The following is a 13,749-nucleotide window of genomic DNA, read 5'->3' on the forward strand; positions in this document are numbered from 1 at the left end:
ATTCGAGCATGTGACCAACGGCCGGATATCCTGTGATCTCCACCCCCATTCCTTGACAAGGCCGGCGTACGTGACGAACGAGCAGCTTCCTCCCTGGACCGAGATCGGTCGGGCGGTGATGGTCATCCCGACCTACAACGAGGCGGACAACCTCGCCTGGATCGTCGGGCGGCTACGCAAGGCGCAGCCACGTCTCGATGTCCTGGTCGTCGACGACGGCTCACCCGACGGCACCGGCACGATCGCCAACGAGCTGGCCGACAACGACGACCAGATCCACGTGCTGCACCGCACCGAGAAGGCCGGGCTGGGGGCTGCCTACCTGCACGGGTTCGGATGGGCCCTGGAGCAGGGCTACGACGTCGTGGGGGAGATGGACGCCGACGGCTCGCACCAGCCCGAGGAGCTCCACCTGCTGCTGGAGGCGCTCACCTCTGCCGACCTGGTGATCGGCGCTCGCTGGATTCGCGGCGGCTCGGTGGTCAACTGGCCGATGTCGCGGCGCCTGCTCTCGGTCGGCGGCAACTTCTACGTCCGGCTCCTGCTCGGCATCGGCGTCCACGACGCCACCGCGGGCTACCGCCTCTTCCGGCGTACGACGCTGGAGAAGCTGCAGCTGAACAGCGTCGAGTCGACCGGCTATGTCTTCCAGACCGAGATGGTGACGCGTACGCTGCGGGCCGGCCTCACCGTCAAGGAGGTCCCGATCCAGTTCATCGAGCGGGTCCGGGGCGAGTCGAAGATGAGCCCCGGGGTCGCCGCCGAGTCGATGCGCCGGGTGACCCGCTGGGGCCTGGCCGAACGCCGCGACCAGCTGCTCCGCCTGCTGCGCCGCTTCGGCCTGGACCGTCTCGCGGGAGGCCGTCGATGACCACGCGACGCCGCCGGTTCTCCTGGGTGCTGGTGCTTCTGTTCCTGGTGATGCCGCTGGCCGAGCTGTTCGTGCTCATCCAGGTCGGCCAGGTCATCGGCGTGTGGTGGACGATCCTGCTGCTGATCGCCGACTCGATCTTCGGTGCCTGGCTGATGCGCCGCGAAGGCTCCCGTGCCTGGTCCGCGCTGTCGACGGCGCTGTCCACCGGCAAGCTACCGTCCAACGAGATCGCCGACGGCGCGCTGATCCTGCTCGGTGGCGCGATGATGCTCAGCCCCGGTTTCGTGACCGACATCTTCGGCATCGTGCTGATCCTGCCGTTCACCCGGCCGTTCTTCCGCCGCATCCTGGCCACCATCGTGCAGAAGCGCCTGGTCACCGCGACGATGCCCTCCACGTTCGGGCCCGGAGCCCGGCCCCGTAACGATGACATCGTCACCGGCGAGGTCATCGACAGGGACAAGGCCTGAGATACGCCGACGGCGGCCCTCCGTGATGGAAGGCCGCCGTCGGCGTATCTGGCTGTGTCAGAAGTCAGGCGTTCGCCTTCTTCTTCCCCGGTCCCTTGCGGTGCAGGTGAGCCGGGCCGATCTCGCCACCACGAAGCAGGTCGAGGCGCTCCTTGAGGATGTCCTCGAGCTCCTTCTCCGAGCGCCGCTCCAGGAGCATGTCCCAGTGCGTACGCGCCGGCTTCTCGGCCTTCTCCTCCGGCTTGGCGCCGGAGAGGTTGAGAGCCTCCATGCCGCAGCGCGGGCACTCCCAGATGGCCGGAACCTCGGCCTCGTCCGACATCGTGATCTCGAAGTCGTGACCCTGCGGGCAGCGGTACGCCACCTGCTGACGACCCGCGAACTCGATCCCGCGTTCGTCCTCAAAACTTTGTCCGCCCAGTCGGGCGCCGCGCAACGTGCGCTCGGCCATGAAGCACCTCCTGAGTCGATCGTCCCCCGTTGAATGAGCTGAAGAGCGAGGCGGTCTGCGGACTCATGACGCAGGCCGTCTGGCCTCTTCACATCGTCAACGGTACAGAGGAGGTGATGATTCCGTGAAATGTAGAGATCGTCGCCGTGTTGTTCGACACAGGACCCGCCTGACCTGCGAATCTCCCTGAGAAAGTCCTGAGCGGCCGATGTCTCGAAACCGCCAGCCGCTGAGCACGCTCTCACACGCGCTGAGGCGCTCGGTTGCCCGCCTGCTCGATGCCCTTCGCGGTGTTCACCAGTGCCAGCAGGCCGCCACCGACGACGAAGAACGCGATCAGTGCCAGGATCGCCGGCCGGTAGGAGTCGGTGAGCTGGTAGACGAGTCCGAAGACCAGGGTGCCCATCCAGGAGGTGCCGCGGTCCATGGCGTGGTAGAGGCTGAAGTACTCCGCCTCCTTGCCTGCCGGGATGAACAGCGAGAAGTAGGACCGGGCCAGCGCCTGGGTGCCGCCCATGACCAATCCGATCCCGACCGCGACGACCAGGAGCGGCACCAGGGTCTGCTCCGGTACGAAGTAGGCCGCGACGACGATGACCATCCAGCCGCCCAGACCGCCGAGGATCACCCGCTTGGCGCCGAAGCTCTTGGCCAGCCGGCCGAAGAAGACCGCCCCGCCGACCGCCACGAACTGCACCAGCAGATAGATGCCGAGCATCGTGCCGGTCTCGAACCCGAGCTCCTCGACCCCGTAGATCGACGCCGAGCTGATCACCGTCTGGATGCCGTCGTTGAAGAAGAGGTACGCCAGCAGGAAGGTCAGCGCGACCGGATACTGCGGCAGCTCGCGCAGCGTCACGAACAGCTGGCCGAAGGAGCGCGCCACGACACCGCCGGAGACGTCCTCGACGTCGGCGGGCTCGCGCCGGCGGATCCGGCGCCACGGGATGATGATGAACCCCGCCCACCACAGCCCGGCCGAGAGCATCGAGATCCGCACCGCCAGCGCCGTCCCGAGCCCGAGGGGATCGGCGAAGGTGACCAGGAGGAAGTTGACGGCGAGCAGGAGCCCACCACCGGCGTACCCGTAGGCCCAGCCGATCGAGGAGACCCGGTCGCGCTCGTCCTCGGTCGAGATCAGCGGAAGGATCGAGTCGCTGACCACCACCGCCGCACCCGCGCACAGGTTGGCGATGATGAACATGATCGAGCCGAACCACCAGTTGTCCCCGGTCATGAAGAACAACAGCGCCGCGCAGAGCGCGCCGGCCCAGGCGAACCCGGCCATCAGGTCCGGCTTGCGCGAGGTGCGGTCGGCGATCGCGCCGACCAGCGGGTAGATGATCGCCGACAGGATCGTCGAGAACGTGATCACGAACGACGGCAGCGCGCCGGGCGCAATCGAGAGCCCGAGCACGTCGATGCGGTTGTCGACGGCGGCGGCCTTCGCGATCTCGATCAGGTAGGGCGCGAACAGGACACCGGCCACCGTCGTCTGGAAGGCGGAGACGGCCCAGTCGGTGAAGAACCAGCCCTTCTGCTCCCGCGCCCGCTCGACCGGCGTGAAGTCGCCGATCCCGGCTGATGTGGTCACTTCTCGGGCTCCTCATCGTTCGGTCTCGCTCCGGTCGGAGCAGCCTCCCACAGGCCACGCTCTTCCAGGAACGCTTTCAGGACGTCGGTTCGGTCGGTCATCAGCCCGTCGACGTCGCGATCGAGCAAACGCTCCATCTCAGCCGGATCGTCGACGGTCCAGACGTGGACCTCCTTGCCGGCCTTGTGGGCGCGGCGGACGAAACCGCGCGACGCGACCCGGATCGAGAGCGGGCCACGGAGATGCTGGTGGTGCGGGATCTGGAAGGCGTCGAAGCGCGACCCGACGAGGCGCTTGGCGATCCCGGTGGTCGGCGCCAGCAGGTAGGCGAGCACCTCACGTGGATGCGCCGAGGTTCGCACCCGCCCCTCGGTCAGGCGGCGGAACGCCTTCAGCCGCCTGACCGAGAACGAGCCGACGATGACCTTGTCCTCGTGGTCGGTCGCGGCGAGCAGCTCGGCCACCGCGCCGACCGAGCCGTCGGACTTGAGATCGATGTTGAAGGTGACCTCCGGGAACGCCTCGAAGAGCTCAGCCAGCGTCGGCACCCCGTGGACACCGCCGATCCGGGCGGCCTTCACCTCGGCGTACGTCATCTCCGCGATCAGCCCGCTGACGTCTGTCACCCGGTCGAGCGCCTCGTCGTGGAAGGCGAGCAGCACACCGTCGCGGGTGACGTGGACGTCGGTCTCGAGATGGGTGTAGCCGAGCTCCACCGCATGCCGGAACGCCTCCATGGTGTTCTCCATCCCGACCAGGTCGGGATGGAGCGCTCCACCACGGTGCGCATAGGCGCGTACGCGTCGTTGCTGCTCCCTCACGGGGAGCATCTAACCACCCGTGAGGGCTGCTTCACATGAGCACTGGTGCTCATGTGAACTCACAGCGTAGATCTCGACACGCCCGTCGCGTCTGCTTGCTTCGCGGCGCAGACGCGGGGCTGCTCGATCTCTTCGCCGACGGTGCTCGCGGCTTCGCACGCGAGCACCTGGCTCAGATGTCGCGGAAGGCGGTGATGTTCGCGCCGAGCTGGTTGAGCCGCTCGGCGAGATCCTCGTAGCCGCGGGCGATGACGTAGGTCGAGCGGAGCACCGAAGTGCCCTTCGAGGCGAGCATCGCGAGCAGCACGACGACGGCGGGACGCAGCGCCGGCGGGCAGACGATCTCGGTGCCGGAGAAGTGGGTCGGCCCCTCGATCATCACCCGGTGCGGGTCCATCAGCGTGACGTTGCCGCCGAGCTTGTTGAGCTCGGTCAGGTAGATCGCCCGGTTCTCGTAGACCCAGTCGTGCAGCAGCGTCTGACCCTGCGCCACCGCCGCGATCGCGGCGAAGAACGGCAGGTTGTCGATGTTGAGGCCGGGGAAGGGGAGCGGGTGGATCTTGTCCAGCGGCGCGTGCAGGACCGAGTGCTTGGTGGTGATGTCGACCAGGCGGGTCTTACCGTTGAGCGCCAGGTACTCCTCGGAGAGGGTGTAGTTGAAGCCCATCTCCTCCAGCGTCGCCAGCTCGATCTCCATGAACTCGATCGGGACCCGCTTGATGGTGATCTCGGAGTCGGTCACGATCGCGGCGGTCAGCAGCGACATCGCCTCGATCGGGTCCTCGCTCGGCGCGTAGTCGACGTCGACGTCGATGACCTCGCGGCCGGTGACACGCAGCGTGGTGGTGCCGATGCCCTCGACCTCGACACCCAGCTTCTGCAGGTAGAAGCAGAGGTCCTGGACCATGTAGTTGGACGAGGCGTTGCGGATCACCGTGGTGCCCGGGTGCAGCGCGGCGGCCATCAGGGCGTTCTCGGTGACGGTGTCGCCACGCTCGGTCAGCACGATCGGGCGGCCCGGCTGGATCTCCCGGTTGACGCTGGCGTGGTAGGCGCCGTCGGTGGCCTTGACCTCGAGGCCGAAGGGACGCAGGGCCGACAGGTGCGGCTCGACGGTGCGGGTGCCGAGGTTGCAGCCGCCGGCGTAGGGCAGCTCGAAGACGTCGAGGCGGTGCAGCAGCGGGCCGAGGAACATGATCACCGAGCGCGTACGGCGCGCGGCGGCCTCGTCCACGGCGTCCAGGCGCAGCTCCTTCGGCGGCACGATCTCGAGGTCGTTGTCGTCGTTGAGCCAGCGGGTCTGCACGCCGATCGAGTTGAGCACCTCGATGATGCGGTTGACCTCTTCGATGCGTGCGACCTTGCGCAGCGTCGTACGGCCCCGGTTGAGGAGCGAGCCGACCAGGAGGGCGACCCCGGCGTTCTTCGAGGTCTTGACCGTGATCTCACCCGAGAGTGTCGTCGGGCCGGTGACGCGCAGGTGCGTCGGGCCGGCCCCGATGTCCACGAGGGAGGAGTCCAGAGCGGCACCCACCCGGGCGATCATCTCAAGCGACAGGTTCTGTTGCCCCTGCTCGATGCGGTTGATCGCGCTCTGACTGGTGTTGAGAAGGTCGGCGAGCTGTGCCTGGGTGAGGCCCTTGTGCTTGCGCGCATCGCGAATCAGATTCCCGATACGACCTTTGTATCCGTCGGTCATGGTGCACCACCGTAACTCATATATGAGATAAGCCTGGATTCCCCGCGAAGTGTCGGCGTTTCGTTTCATCTCTGTTGCCTGCGGCTCCAAGGGCCACCATGTGCAACATCTCGTACGCCGGGTGACAGGATGCCACCATGCGCGCGACGACTATCCATGGGGTGGGCGACATCCGCTTCACCCAGGTACCCGATCCTGCCCTGACGAAGCCCACGGACGCCATAGTCAAGGTCGTGGGCTCCTGCATCTGCGGCTCCGATCTGTGGAACTACCGCGGCTCCAACGGTGACATCGACGAGCCGCGCACCATCGGCCACGAGTGCATCGGCGTGATCGAGGAGGTCGGTGCCGACGTACGCGACTTCAGGGCCGGCGACTTCGTGATCGTCCCCTTCGACCACTGCGACAACACCTGCCCGCACTGCCTGGCCGGTGTCCAGTCGGTCTGCGTGAACCTCGGCTTCACGGTCAGCGGTCAGAGCGAGTACGCGTTGGTCACCCAGGCCGACGGCTCGCTGGTCAAGCTCGACGAGACTCCCGACCCGTCGATGTACCCCGACCTGCTCGCGCTCACCGACGTGATGGCCACCGGCTGGCACGCGGCGGTCATGTCGGGCCTCGGTGCCGGAGCCAAGGGCGGCACCGCGGTCGTGGTCGGTGACGGCGCGGTCGGCCTGTGCGGCGTGCTGGCTGCTGCTCAGCTCGGCGCCGAGCGGGTCGTGGCGATGTCGCGCCACGAGGCCCGCCAGGAGATCGCCAAGAAGTTCGGCGCCACCGACATCGTCGCCGCCCGCGGCAAGGAGGGCGAGGCGGCCGTACGCGAGCTCACCGGCGGCGTCGGGGCCGACTACGTCCTGGAGTGCGTCGGCACCGACCAGTCCTTCAAGACGGCCTCCAAGGTGGCCCGCCCGGGGGCGACCGTCGGGTTCGTCGGCGTCCCGCACGACGTCAACCTTCCGGTCAACGCGCTCTTCCGCACCAACGTCGGTCTCAAGGGTGGGATGGCGCCGGTGCGCCGCTACCTCCCCGACCTCCTGCGCCTGACGCTGGAGGGCACGATCAACCCCGGTCTGGTCTTCGACAAGGCGCTGCCGTTCGCGGAGGCCGCGGAGGGCTACCGCCTCATGGACGAGCGGCTCGCGACCAAGGTCCAGCTCACCTACTGAGCCACGCTGATCCCGGGCAGGGGATCGGCCGGGCGCCTCATCTGCAAGACTCGGTCGATGCCCCGCACCGACACCATGCGCCTGCGCCCGCTGTCACCGGGCGACGAACACGTCTTCGCCGACTGGGCACACGATGAGGAGTTCCGGGTGGCCAACGGCTGGCCGGAGCGCGACCGTGACGGTCACCTCCGCCACTGGCGCCGCTTGATCGATTCCCCACCGCCCGAGCTCATCAGGCTCGCGGTGGAGCTCGACGAGGAGGTCGTCGGCTACGCCGATATCCACGGCCTGGCCCCCGACACCCGCGAGCTCGGTATCGCCATCGGCCCCAGCTCACGCTGGGGCCGTGGCCTCGGCCAGCGGGCCATCAAGACCGCGCTCACCTACGGCTTCTCCGTGCTCGACCTGACCCGGATCTGGGCCGAGACGCACGAGACCAACACTCGCGCCAAGAAGCTCTTCGGCACGACCGGCTTCATCGAGACCGGCCGCCACGGCTCCGACACCTACCGCGGCGAGGACGTCAGCCTCGTCCAGTACGCCGTCGAGCGCCCCTACTGACCCCAGCCGAGACGTCACAGGCGTCGGCCGAGACGTCACCTAGGACGGCCGAGACGTCATGCCCTGACGCTTCGGCCGACGTAGCTGACGTCTCGGCTGATGGGGGTGACGGCTGTTCAACCGCTGATGCGTACGGGCTTCTCCTCGGGATAGCCCTCGGGCAGGAGCATGGTGCCGTCCTGGTGGCGGTAGAGGACCTGCCAGTGCCAGTAGAGGTCGTACGCAGCGGGGGACCGCTTCATCTGCTCGGCGTAGGCGCTGACGGCCGCCACGTAGCGGTCGGAGTGGTTGTAGGACCACAGCGCGCCGGCCATGTCGCCGGGTGCGCCGTTGTTGGCGAGCATGCGTCCGGCGGCCATGATCGCGTCGGCGGGGTCGTTGATGTCGCCGCCTGCGCCGTACTGGGCGAAGGTCGAGGGCAGGAACTGCATCGGGCCCTGGGCACCCGCGGTGCTCGTGCCGCGGATGCGGCCCATGCGGGTCTCGACCAGGTGGACGGCCGCGAGGTACTGCCACGGCGTTCCAGTCTCCCGCTGCGCCTTGCGGTAGAGCGGGTGCAGATCGTCCGGCATCGGCGGTGTCAGGATCCGCCAGTCCGGGAGCTCGGGCTGAGGGTCGGTCATGACCATGAGCTCTCGGGCCGCGGCGATGTCCGCCGTGAGCTGGGCCCGGTCGGCGCGGCCGAGCGCGCTCAGCACGGCGTCAGCCTTCGCCTTCGACCCGCGGGCGAGGTCGCGGGCGGTCGTCTGCTCGAACAGCGCGGCCTCACGTACGTCCTCGGCTCCTGGCTTCCCGGCGGCGACCGTCGCCATCGCCTGGGTGAGGCGATCTGCCAGCGGTACCGACGCATCGTCGAGCGGGACCGTCTCCGGTGACGGGGCAGGCGTCGACGGGACGGGCGAGGACGCCGACGGCGTGCCGGCCGGATCCGAAGACGGCTCACCGCCACAGCCGGCGACGAGCGCCAGGGCTGTGGCGGTGGCCAGAGCAACGAGCCGGGTGCGCACGCGTTCGACGCTACCCGACGGTCACTGCGAGCCGCTCTGCCCGATGATGGCCGCGAGCTCGGCCGGCTTGGTCAGCTGCGGCCAGTGTCCCGTGGGCAGGTCGACGAAGGTCGCGTCCTTGTGCTTCGGGATGGCGGCGATCGACTCGGTGCCGTCGGCGATCCACTCCTTCAGATCCGCGGCCGTGTATTCGGGGCAGACGAAGACCGCCGGGACCGAGTAGCGCCGTTCGTCGCCGAGCTCGAAAGGCTCGGAGGTCAGGTTGGCGGGGGAGGGCCGCAGGAGTGCCTCGAAGGCGGCGCGGTCGAGGTCGCGCACGTCGGCCTCGTCGAACTCCTCCCATGGCACCGGCGGCAGGTCGGCGCCGTCTGTCGGGAAGTTCTTGGCCGGGATCATCCCCGGCTCCGCCGGCCAGCCGCCGACGTAGACCACGGCGGCGACCTTGTCGACGCGCGCATCGAGAGCCGCACCGGCCACGGCACAGCCCATCGAGTGACCGACGAGGATCACCGGCGCTGCCGACTCGTCGATGGCAGCCACGACGGCGGCGACCTGGTCGGCGACGTGCACGCCGGATCGGTCGGTCTCGGCCGACTCGAGGCCGGGCAGGGTGAGCGGCCGTGGGGTGTGGCCGGCGTCGGTCAGATGGGGGACGACGAGGTCCCATGAGGAGGCATCCAGCCAGAGGCCGGGTACGAGAACGATGTCCATGAAGCGATCCTCTGCCTGGTTGCGGACGATCTACTTCCGCCACCCGTACCAATCTGAAATTCCCGGCTTTCGAACACAAGAACGGTGACCACCGCAATTGCGGTGGTCACCGTTTCCGGACGCCCGAGACAGCTGACGTCAGGTCGTTCAGCGAGCGCCGGCGACCTCCAGTAGCTCCGCGACCTCGTGGGCGCGGCAGTCGCAGTCGGAGTCGCACGGCAAGAAGCGGTGACGAGCGTGACCGCAGTCGCGGCACGGCATGTCGTGAGAAAGCGTGAAGCTCTGCACCTCAACGGTGTCCCACATAATTAATTCATCCCCCAGAGAATGTTGGTTGGTCCTATATCGGTGAAACTGCATCGGTGAAGCTGCCTGATATGTAACACGATAATCCGCGACTTCGGAAGAGCTCGGACAACACGCCGAGACATTGTTGTCCCTGGTCAGTCGACCGATATGCTTATTCGGTCGACCGATAGATAAACTCATAAGGGGCAGTTGTTGATGCCGTGTGGACGTCCGCTTTACCGGGCGCACGAAGGCGCTCTCGCGTGTTGATCGAATGAGAACAGAACGCAGAACTGCAGGTCACCACCGACAAGGTGGTGTCAGTTCGAGGGCGGTTCCGGAGGGCAGAACGCCCAGAGGCGAAGGTCCCAGCCGCCCTGGCTGACCCGAGGGGGTCGGTGTCCGGGACCTCTTGCAGGGAATCTCGCGGGACTGTTGAGAGTTCTACTAGTCGTGAAGAACATCGGATTCTTGTCTTTCGGCCACTGGACACCGTCGCCCTACTCGCAGACGCAGTCGGCACGGGACGCGCTGATCCAGGGGATCGACCTCGCGGTCGCAGCCGAGGAGCTGGGTGTGGACGGTGCGTACTTCCGGGTCCACCACTTCGCCCGCCAGTACGCCTCGCCCTTCCCGCTGCTGTCCGCGGTCGGCGCCCGCACCTCGAGGATCGAGATCGGCACCGGTGTCATCGACATGCGCTACGAGAACCCCCTCTACATGGCCGAGGACTCGGCGGCCGCCGACCTCATCTCCGGCGAGCGCCTGCAGCTCGGGATCAGCCGCGGCTCACCCGAGCAGGTCATCGACGGATGGCGCTACTTCGGCTACGACCCCGGCGAGAGTGCCTCCGAGGCCGACATGGCCCGTGCTCACACCGAGACGTACCTCAAGATCATCGAGGGGGCGCAGTTCGCCGAGCCCAACCCGCGGCCGATGTTCCCCAACCCACCGGGCAAGCTCCGGGTCGAGCCCTACTCCGAGACCTTGCGCGACCGGATCTGGTGGGGTTCGAGCTCGCTGGCGACCGCCCGCTGGGCGGCGGGTCTCGGGATGAACCTGCAGAGCTCGACCCTGAAGAACGACGAGAACGGCAAGCCGTTCCACATCCAGCAGCGCGAGCAGATCGAGGCCTACCGCGAAGCGTGGAGGGAGGCCGGACACGAGCGTGAGCCACGCGTCTCGGTCTCGCGCTCCATCTTCGCCCTCGTCAACGACGAGGACCGTCGCTACTTCGGTCTCGACCGGCAGACCAAGGACCAGATCGGCAACATCGACGACCAGACCCGCGCGATCTTCGGGCGTTCGTACGCCGCCGAGCCCGACGTCCTGGTCAAGGAGCTCGCCGAGGACGAGGCGATCCAGGCCGCCGACACGCTGCTGCTCACGGTGCCGAACCAGCTCGGCGTCGACTACAACGCACATGCCCTGGAGAGCATCCTGACCCAGGTCGCCCCTGACCTCGGCTGGCGATAGAAACCTGGGGACCGCGCAACTTCCGAGTCACAATAGGGCGCATAATCGTTGTCAACCGCCCCACGTGGCCGCGCCATTGGCTACCGTGCAGGGCGACCGTTATTCAAGGGGGACCCCTGTTGGCCACGTACGCTGAGCTGCTCGACGTCTATCTTCGCGACCCGGGTCCGGAGTCGCTGAGAGCCCTCCGTGAGGCGATCCTGGAAGCTCCGAACTTCCGGCCCGATCTCGAGATCACCGAGATGGTCGCCCCGATGATGTCGGTCGGCGACTACGCCGGCGCGATCGCCGCCGTCCACGTGCTGATGCCTGGCGCGATCTTCAGCCCGTCGGCCCACGCCGCCCTCGCCGACGCACAGCGCGGCCTCGGCAACCTCGAGCAGGCCCAGCGCGAGTCGATCCTGGCCCAGTCCGCGCTCGACAGCATCATCAGCACGGGAGAGGGCACCGAGTCCGAGCCGTGGTCGGTGCTGCGGACCAGCGACGCCTACGACGTGGTGCTGGCCTCGGGCAAGACGCCGCGATCACAGGTCGCTGTCGGCAAGCTCGACCGGATCGTCTGCACCGACTCGACGGTCTGGTTCTTCGACACCAGCAACGACTTCGCCAGAGCCTGACGACAGCGTGCCCAGATCCGCACTGATCACCGGCGCCGCCGCCGGCATCGGCCGGGCGACCGCGCTCCGCTTCGCCCGCGCGGGGTGGCTGGTCGGCGCCTACGACATCGACCTCGACGGCCTGGAGTCCCTGGCGGCCGAGGTCGAGCCGCTCGCCGGCGAGCTGGTCACCGGCACCCTGGACGTACGTGACTCCGCGTCCTGGCAGGCGGCCCTGGACGGGTTCGTCGCCGTGAGCGGCGGCAGTCTCGACGTACTCGTCAACAACGCCGGCATCATCGCGATCGGCAAGTTCGCCGACCTGCCGCTGGATCGGCAGCAGGCGATCATCGACGTCAACGTCAAGGGCATGGTCAACGGCTGCCACCTCGCGCGACCGTTCCTGCGGCCCGGCTCCCACGTCGTCAACCTCGCCTCCGCCTCGGCCATCTACGGCCAGCCGGGCATGGCGATCTACTCCGCCACGAAGTTCGCCGTACGCGGTCTCTCCGAGGCCCTCGACCTGGAGTGGGCCGCCGACGGGATCACGGTGACCGCGCTGTGGCCGCTGTTCGCGGACACCTCGATGGTGTGGGGTCACGACTTCCCGGCGCTGCGGCGGCTCAAGGTCTCGCTCACCCCCGACGATGTCGCCGAGTCCGTCTACGCGGCCGCGACCAGCGGCCACGGCCTGCTCGGCGGCGTCCATCGCGGCGTCGGCACCAAGGCGAGATTCCTGCTCGGCCTCTCCGGAGTAACCCCGAGCTGGGCCAATCGGATGTTCAACCGGCTCATCTCCACCTGACCGGCTCCTCCTGATTGTTCACCGGGTTGTTGCCGGTAGGGACGGTGTGCGTCGGGTTCTTGACGGGACCGGGGCTCACGCTCGGGAGCATGATGAGTCGCACCTTGCGGATTCTGCTCGCCGGGATGGTTGCCGTCGTCCTCGCCTCCGCGGCGTTGAGTGCAGCGACGGCCGACGAGCCCCAGGCCTCTGGTCAGGGGCAGGTGGTGTTCGACCGGCATGAGGTCGCACCCGAGGATGCACGACCGGGTGGTGGCGCGGCGCCGTTCGAGACCGGTGTGGTGATCGTGCTCAACACGCTGCTTCTCGGCGGGCTCGTGGGCGGGATCCTCTGGGGCAGGCGGCGTCTCGGCTGCACCGACTCCGCACTGCCTCGACTGTCCGCATAGCGAGAATTGCGTCTCACTTTTCGGGATTCTGCGCGTACAGTCGATGCATGTCGACCTACACGCATGGCCATCACGAGTCGGTGCTGCGCTCGCACAGGTGGCGTACGGCGGAGAACTCCGCCGCCTACCTGCTGCCGCACCTGAGCCCTGAGCAGCGACTGCTCGACGTGGGTGCCGGGCCGGGGACGATCACGCTCGATCTTGCCGGCCGGGTCGCTCACGTGACCGCGACGGAGATCGGGGAGTCGGAGCTCGAGCTGTCTCGGCGGGCCGCCGAGGCCGGGGGAGTCGCGAACGTCGACTTCCGGGTCGAGGACGTGCACGCGCTGAGCATCGAGGACGATGCCTACGACGTCGTGCACGCGCATCAGGTGCTGCAGCACGTGGCGGACCCGGTGCAGGCGCTGCGGGAGATGCGGCGGGTGACGAAGGCCGGGGGAGTCGTGGCCGTGCGTGACAGTGACTACGCGGCCTTCGTCTGGTGGCCGGAGTCGGCCGAGCTGACCGAGTGGCTGCGCCTCTACCGGCAGGCTGCCCGGGCCAACGGCGCTCAGCCCGACGCGGGCCGGCGGCTGGTCTCCTGGGCACGCGCGGCCGGGTTCGACGATATCGAGGCCACCTCGAGCACCTGGTGCTTCTCCACCCCCGAGGACCGGGCCTGGTGGGGCGGGATGTGGGCGGACAGGTTCACCGATTCTGCGGTCGCCCGGCAGATCGTCGACTCCGGGGACGCCACGACCGCCGACCTCGCCCGGATTGCGGACGGGTGGCGGTCGTGGGCTGAGGCGGATGACGGCTGGTTCTCCGTCCTCCACGGCGAGATCCTGGCGCGCGCCTGAGG

General features: G+C 68.0%; 15 protein-coding genes. 9 read left to right on the forward strand and 6 right to left on the reverse strand.

What is annotated here, in order from left to right:
• Positions 1-118: 118 nt before the first annotated feature.
• Entirely contained in the window at positions 119-871 is a 753-nt protein-coding gene (locus BLT25_RS03365; RefSeq protein ID WP_176883611.1) for a polyprenol monophosphomannose synthase, read from the forward strand.
• Positions 868-1,344: an FxsA family protein gene (locus BLT25_RS03370; protein WP_091041859.1), complete on the forward strand. Its 477-nt coding sequence runs from the start codon at positions 868-870 to the stop codon at positions 1,342-1,344. The genes BLT25_RS03365 and BLT25_RS03370 overlap by 4 nt, the downstream gene beginning before the upstream one ends.
• A gap of 64 nt (positions 1,345-1,408) precedes the next feature.
• Here the strand turns inward: BLT25_RS03370 and BLT25_RS03375 are convergent, their stop codons facing one another.
• The 4 genes from BLT25_RS03375 to BLT25_RS03390 form a co-directional block, all read right to left on the reverse strand.
• Positions 1,409-1,795, reverse strand: coding sequence for an RNA polymerase-binding protein RbpA (locus BLT25_RS03375; protein ID WP_008359714.1), 387 nt, complete (start codon positions 1,793-1,795; stop codon positions 1,409-1,411).
• Positions 1,796-2,036: 241 nt separating this feature from the next.
• A complete protein-coding gene (locus BLT25_RS03380) occupies positions 2,037-3,389 on the reverse strand; it encodes an MFS transporter (RefSeq protein WP_091041860.1) in 1,353 nt (450 codons plus the stop codon).
• Positions 3,386-4,210 carry a glycerophosphodiester phosphodiesterase family protein gene (locus tag BLT25_RS03385; protein ID WP_091042473.1) on the reverse strand — a complete coding sequence of 275 codons (825 nt, stop codon included), beginning with the start codon at positions 4,208-4,210 and terminating at the stop codon, positions 3,386-3,388. Before BLT25_RS03385 ends, BLT25_RS03380 begins: the two co-directional genes overlap by 4 nt.
• A gap of 172 nt (positions 4,211-4,382) precedes the next feature.
• The gene (locus tag BLT25_RS03390; protein WP_091041863.1) at positions 4,383-5,909 is read right to left on the reverse strand and encodes a UDP-N-acetylglucosamine 1-carboxyvinyltransferase; all 1,527 of its coding nucleotides are present in this window, start codon (positions 5,907-5,909) and stop codon (positions 4,383-4,385) included.
• A gap of 137 nt (positions 5,910-6,046) precedes the next feature.
• On the opposite strand from BLT25_RS03390, the gene BLT25_RS03395 reads away from it, so the two are divergent.
• Together BLT25_RS03395 and BLT25_RS03400 are read left to right on the forward strand one after the other, a co-directional pair.
• On the forward strand, positions 6,047-7,075 hold the full coding sequence (locus BLT25_RS03395; protein WP_091041864.1) for a zinc-dependent alcohol dehydrogenase family protein: 1,029 nt from the start codon (positions 6,047-6,049) through the stop codon (positions 7,073-7,075).
• A 57-nt stretch (positions 7,076-7,132) separates the two neighbouring features.
• Entirely contained in the window at positions 7,133-7,636 is a 504-nt protein-coding gene (locus tag BLT25_RS03400) for a GNAT family N-acetyltransferase (protein ID WP_091041867.1), read from the forward strand.
• Between the two features lie 116 nt (positions 7,637-7,752).
• Here BLT25_RS03400 and BLT25_RS03405 read toward each other — a convergent pair whose 3' ends face one another.
• Both BLT25_RS03405 and BLT25_RS03410 read right to left on the reverse strand, forming a co-directional pair.
• Positions 7,753-8,643 carry a lytic transglycosylase domain-containing protein gene (locus BLT25_RS03405; RefSeq protein WP_091041868.1) on the reverse strand — a complete coding sequence of 297 codons (891 nt, stop codon included), beginning with the start codon at positions 8,641-8,643 and terminating at the stop codon, positions 7,753-7,755.
• A gap of 21 nt (positions 8,644-8,664) precedes the next feature.
• Positions 8,665-9,354, reverse strand: a complete 690-nt coding sequence (locus tag BLT25_RS03410; RefSeq protein WP_091041870.1) for an alpha/beta fold hydrolase — start codon at positions 9,352-9,354, stop codon at positions 8,665-8,667.
• A gap of 741 nt (positions 9,355-10,095) precedes the next feature.
• Between BLT25_RS03410 and BLT25_RS03415 the strand changes: the two genes are divergently transcribed.
• The 5 genes from BLT25_RS03415 (at position 10,096) to BLT25_RS03435 (ending at position 13,747) form a co-directional block, all read left to right on the forward strand.
• Positions 10,096-11,118: an LLM class flavin-dependent oxidoreductase gene (locus tag BLT25_RS03415; RefSeq protein WP_091041873.1), complete on the forward strand. Its 1,023-nt coding sequence runs from the start codon at positions 10,096-10,098 to the stop codon at positions 11,116-11,118.
• Between the two features lie 119 nt (positions 11,119-11,237).
• Positions 11,238-11,735, forward strand: a complete 498-nt coding sequence (locus BLT25_RS03420) for a hypothetical protein (protein ID WP_091041875.1) — start codon at positions 11,238-11,240, stop codon at positions 11,733-11,735.
• A gap of 7 nt (positions 11,736-11,742) precedes the next feature.
• Positions 11,743-12,519 (forward strand): SDR family oxidoreductase, encoded by a 777-nt coding sequence (locus BLT25_RS03425; RefSeq protein WP_091041877.1) that lies wholly within the window; start codon positions 11,743-11,745, stop codon positions 12,517-12,519.
• Between the two features lie 89 nt (positions 12,520-12,608).
• Positions 12,609-12,908 (forward strand): hypothetical protein, encoded by a 300-nt coding sequence (locus BLT25_RS03430; protein WP_143033620.1) that lies wholly within the window; start codon positions 12,609-12,611, stop codon positions 12,906-12,908.
• A 47-nt stretch (positions 12,909-12,955) separates the two neighbouring features.
• On the forward strand, positions 12,956-13,747 hold the full coding sequence (locus BLT25_RS03435; RefSeq protein ID WP_091041880.1) for a class I SAM-dependent methyltransferase: 792 nt from the start codon (positions 12,956-12,958) through the stop codon (positions 13,745-13,747).
• Positions 13,748-13,749 lie beyond the last annotated feature (2 nt).

This window comes from Nocardioides sp. YR527, from assembly GCF_900101045.1.
GTDB lineage: Bacteria > Actinomycetota > Actinomycetes > Propionibacteriales > Nocardioidaceae > Nocardioides.

What these genes read in the sequence shown, in the direction of transcription:
- BLT25_RS03365 (WP_176883611.1), top strand. Translation starts at nt 119, where the DNA reads ATGGTCATCCCGACCTACAACGAGGCGGACAACCTCGCCTGGATCGTC.
- BLT25_RS03370 (WP_091041859.1), top strand. Translation starts at nt 868, where the DNA reads ATGACCACGCGACGCCGCCGGTTCTCCTGGGTGCTGGTGCTTCTGTTC.
- BLT25_RS03375 (WP_008359714.1), bottom strand. Translation starts at nt 1,795, where the DNA reads ATGGCCGAGCGCACGTTGCGCGGCGCCCGACTGGGCGGACAAAGTTTT.
- BLT25_RS03390 (WP_091041863.1), bottom strand. Translation starts at nt 5,909, where the DNA reads ATGACCGACGGATACAAAGGTCGTATCGGGAATCTGATTCGCGATGCG.
- BLT25_RS03395 (WP_091041864.1), top strand. Translation starts at nt 6,047, where the DNA reads ATGCGCGCGACGACTATCCATGGGGTGGGCGACATCCGCTTCACCCAG.
- BLT25_RS03400 (WP_091041867.1), top strand. Translation starts at nt 7,133, where the DNA reads ATGCCCCGCACCGACACCATGCGCCTGCGCCCGCTGTCACCGGGCGAC.
- BLT25_RS03410 (WP_091041870.1), bottom strand. Translation starts at nt 9,354, where the DNA reads ATGGACATCGTTCTCGTACCCGGCCTCTGGCTGGATGCCTCCTCATGG.
- BLT25_RS03430 (WP_143033620.1), top strand. Translation starts at nt 12,609, where the DNA reads ATGATGAGTCGCACCTTGCGGATTCTGCTCGCCGGGATGGTTGCCGTC.
- BLT25_RS03435 (WP_091041880.1), top strand. Translation starts at nt 12,956, where the DNA reads ATGTCGACCTACACGCATGGCCATCACGAGTCGGTGCTGCGCTCGCAC.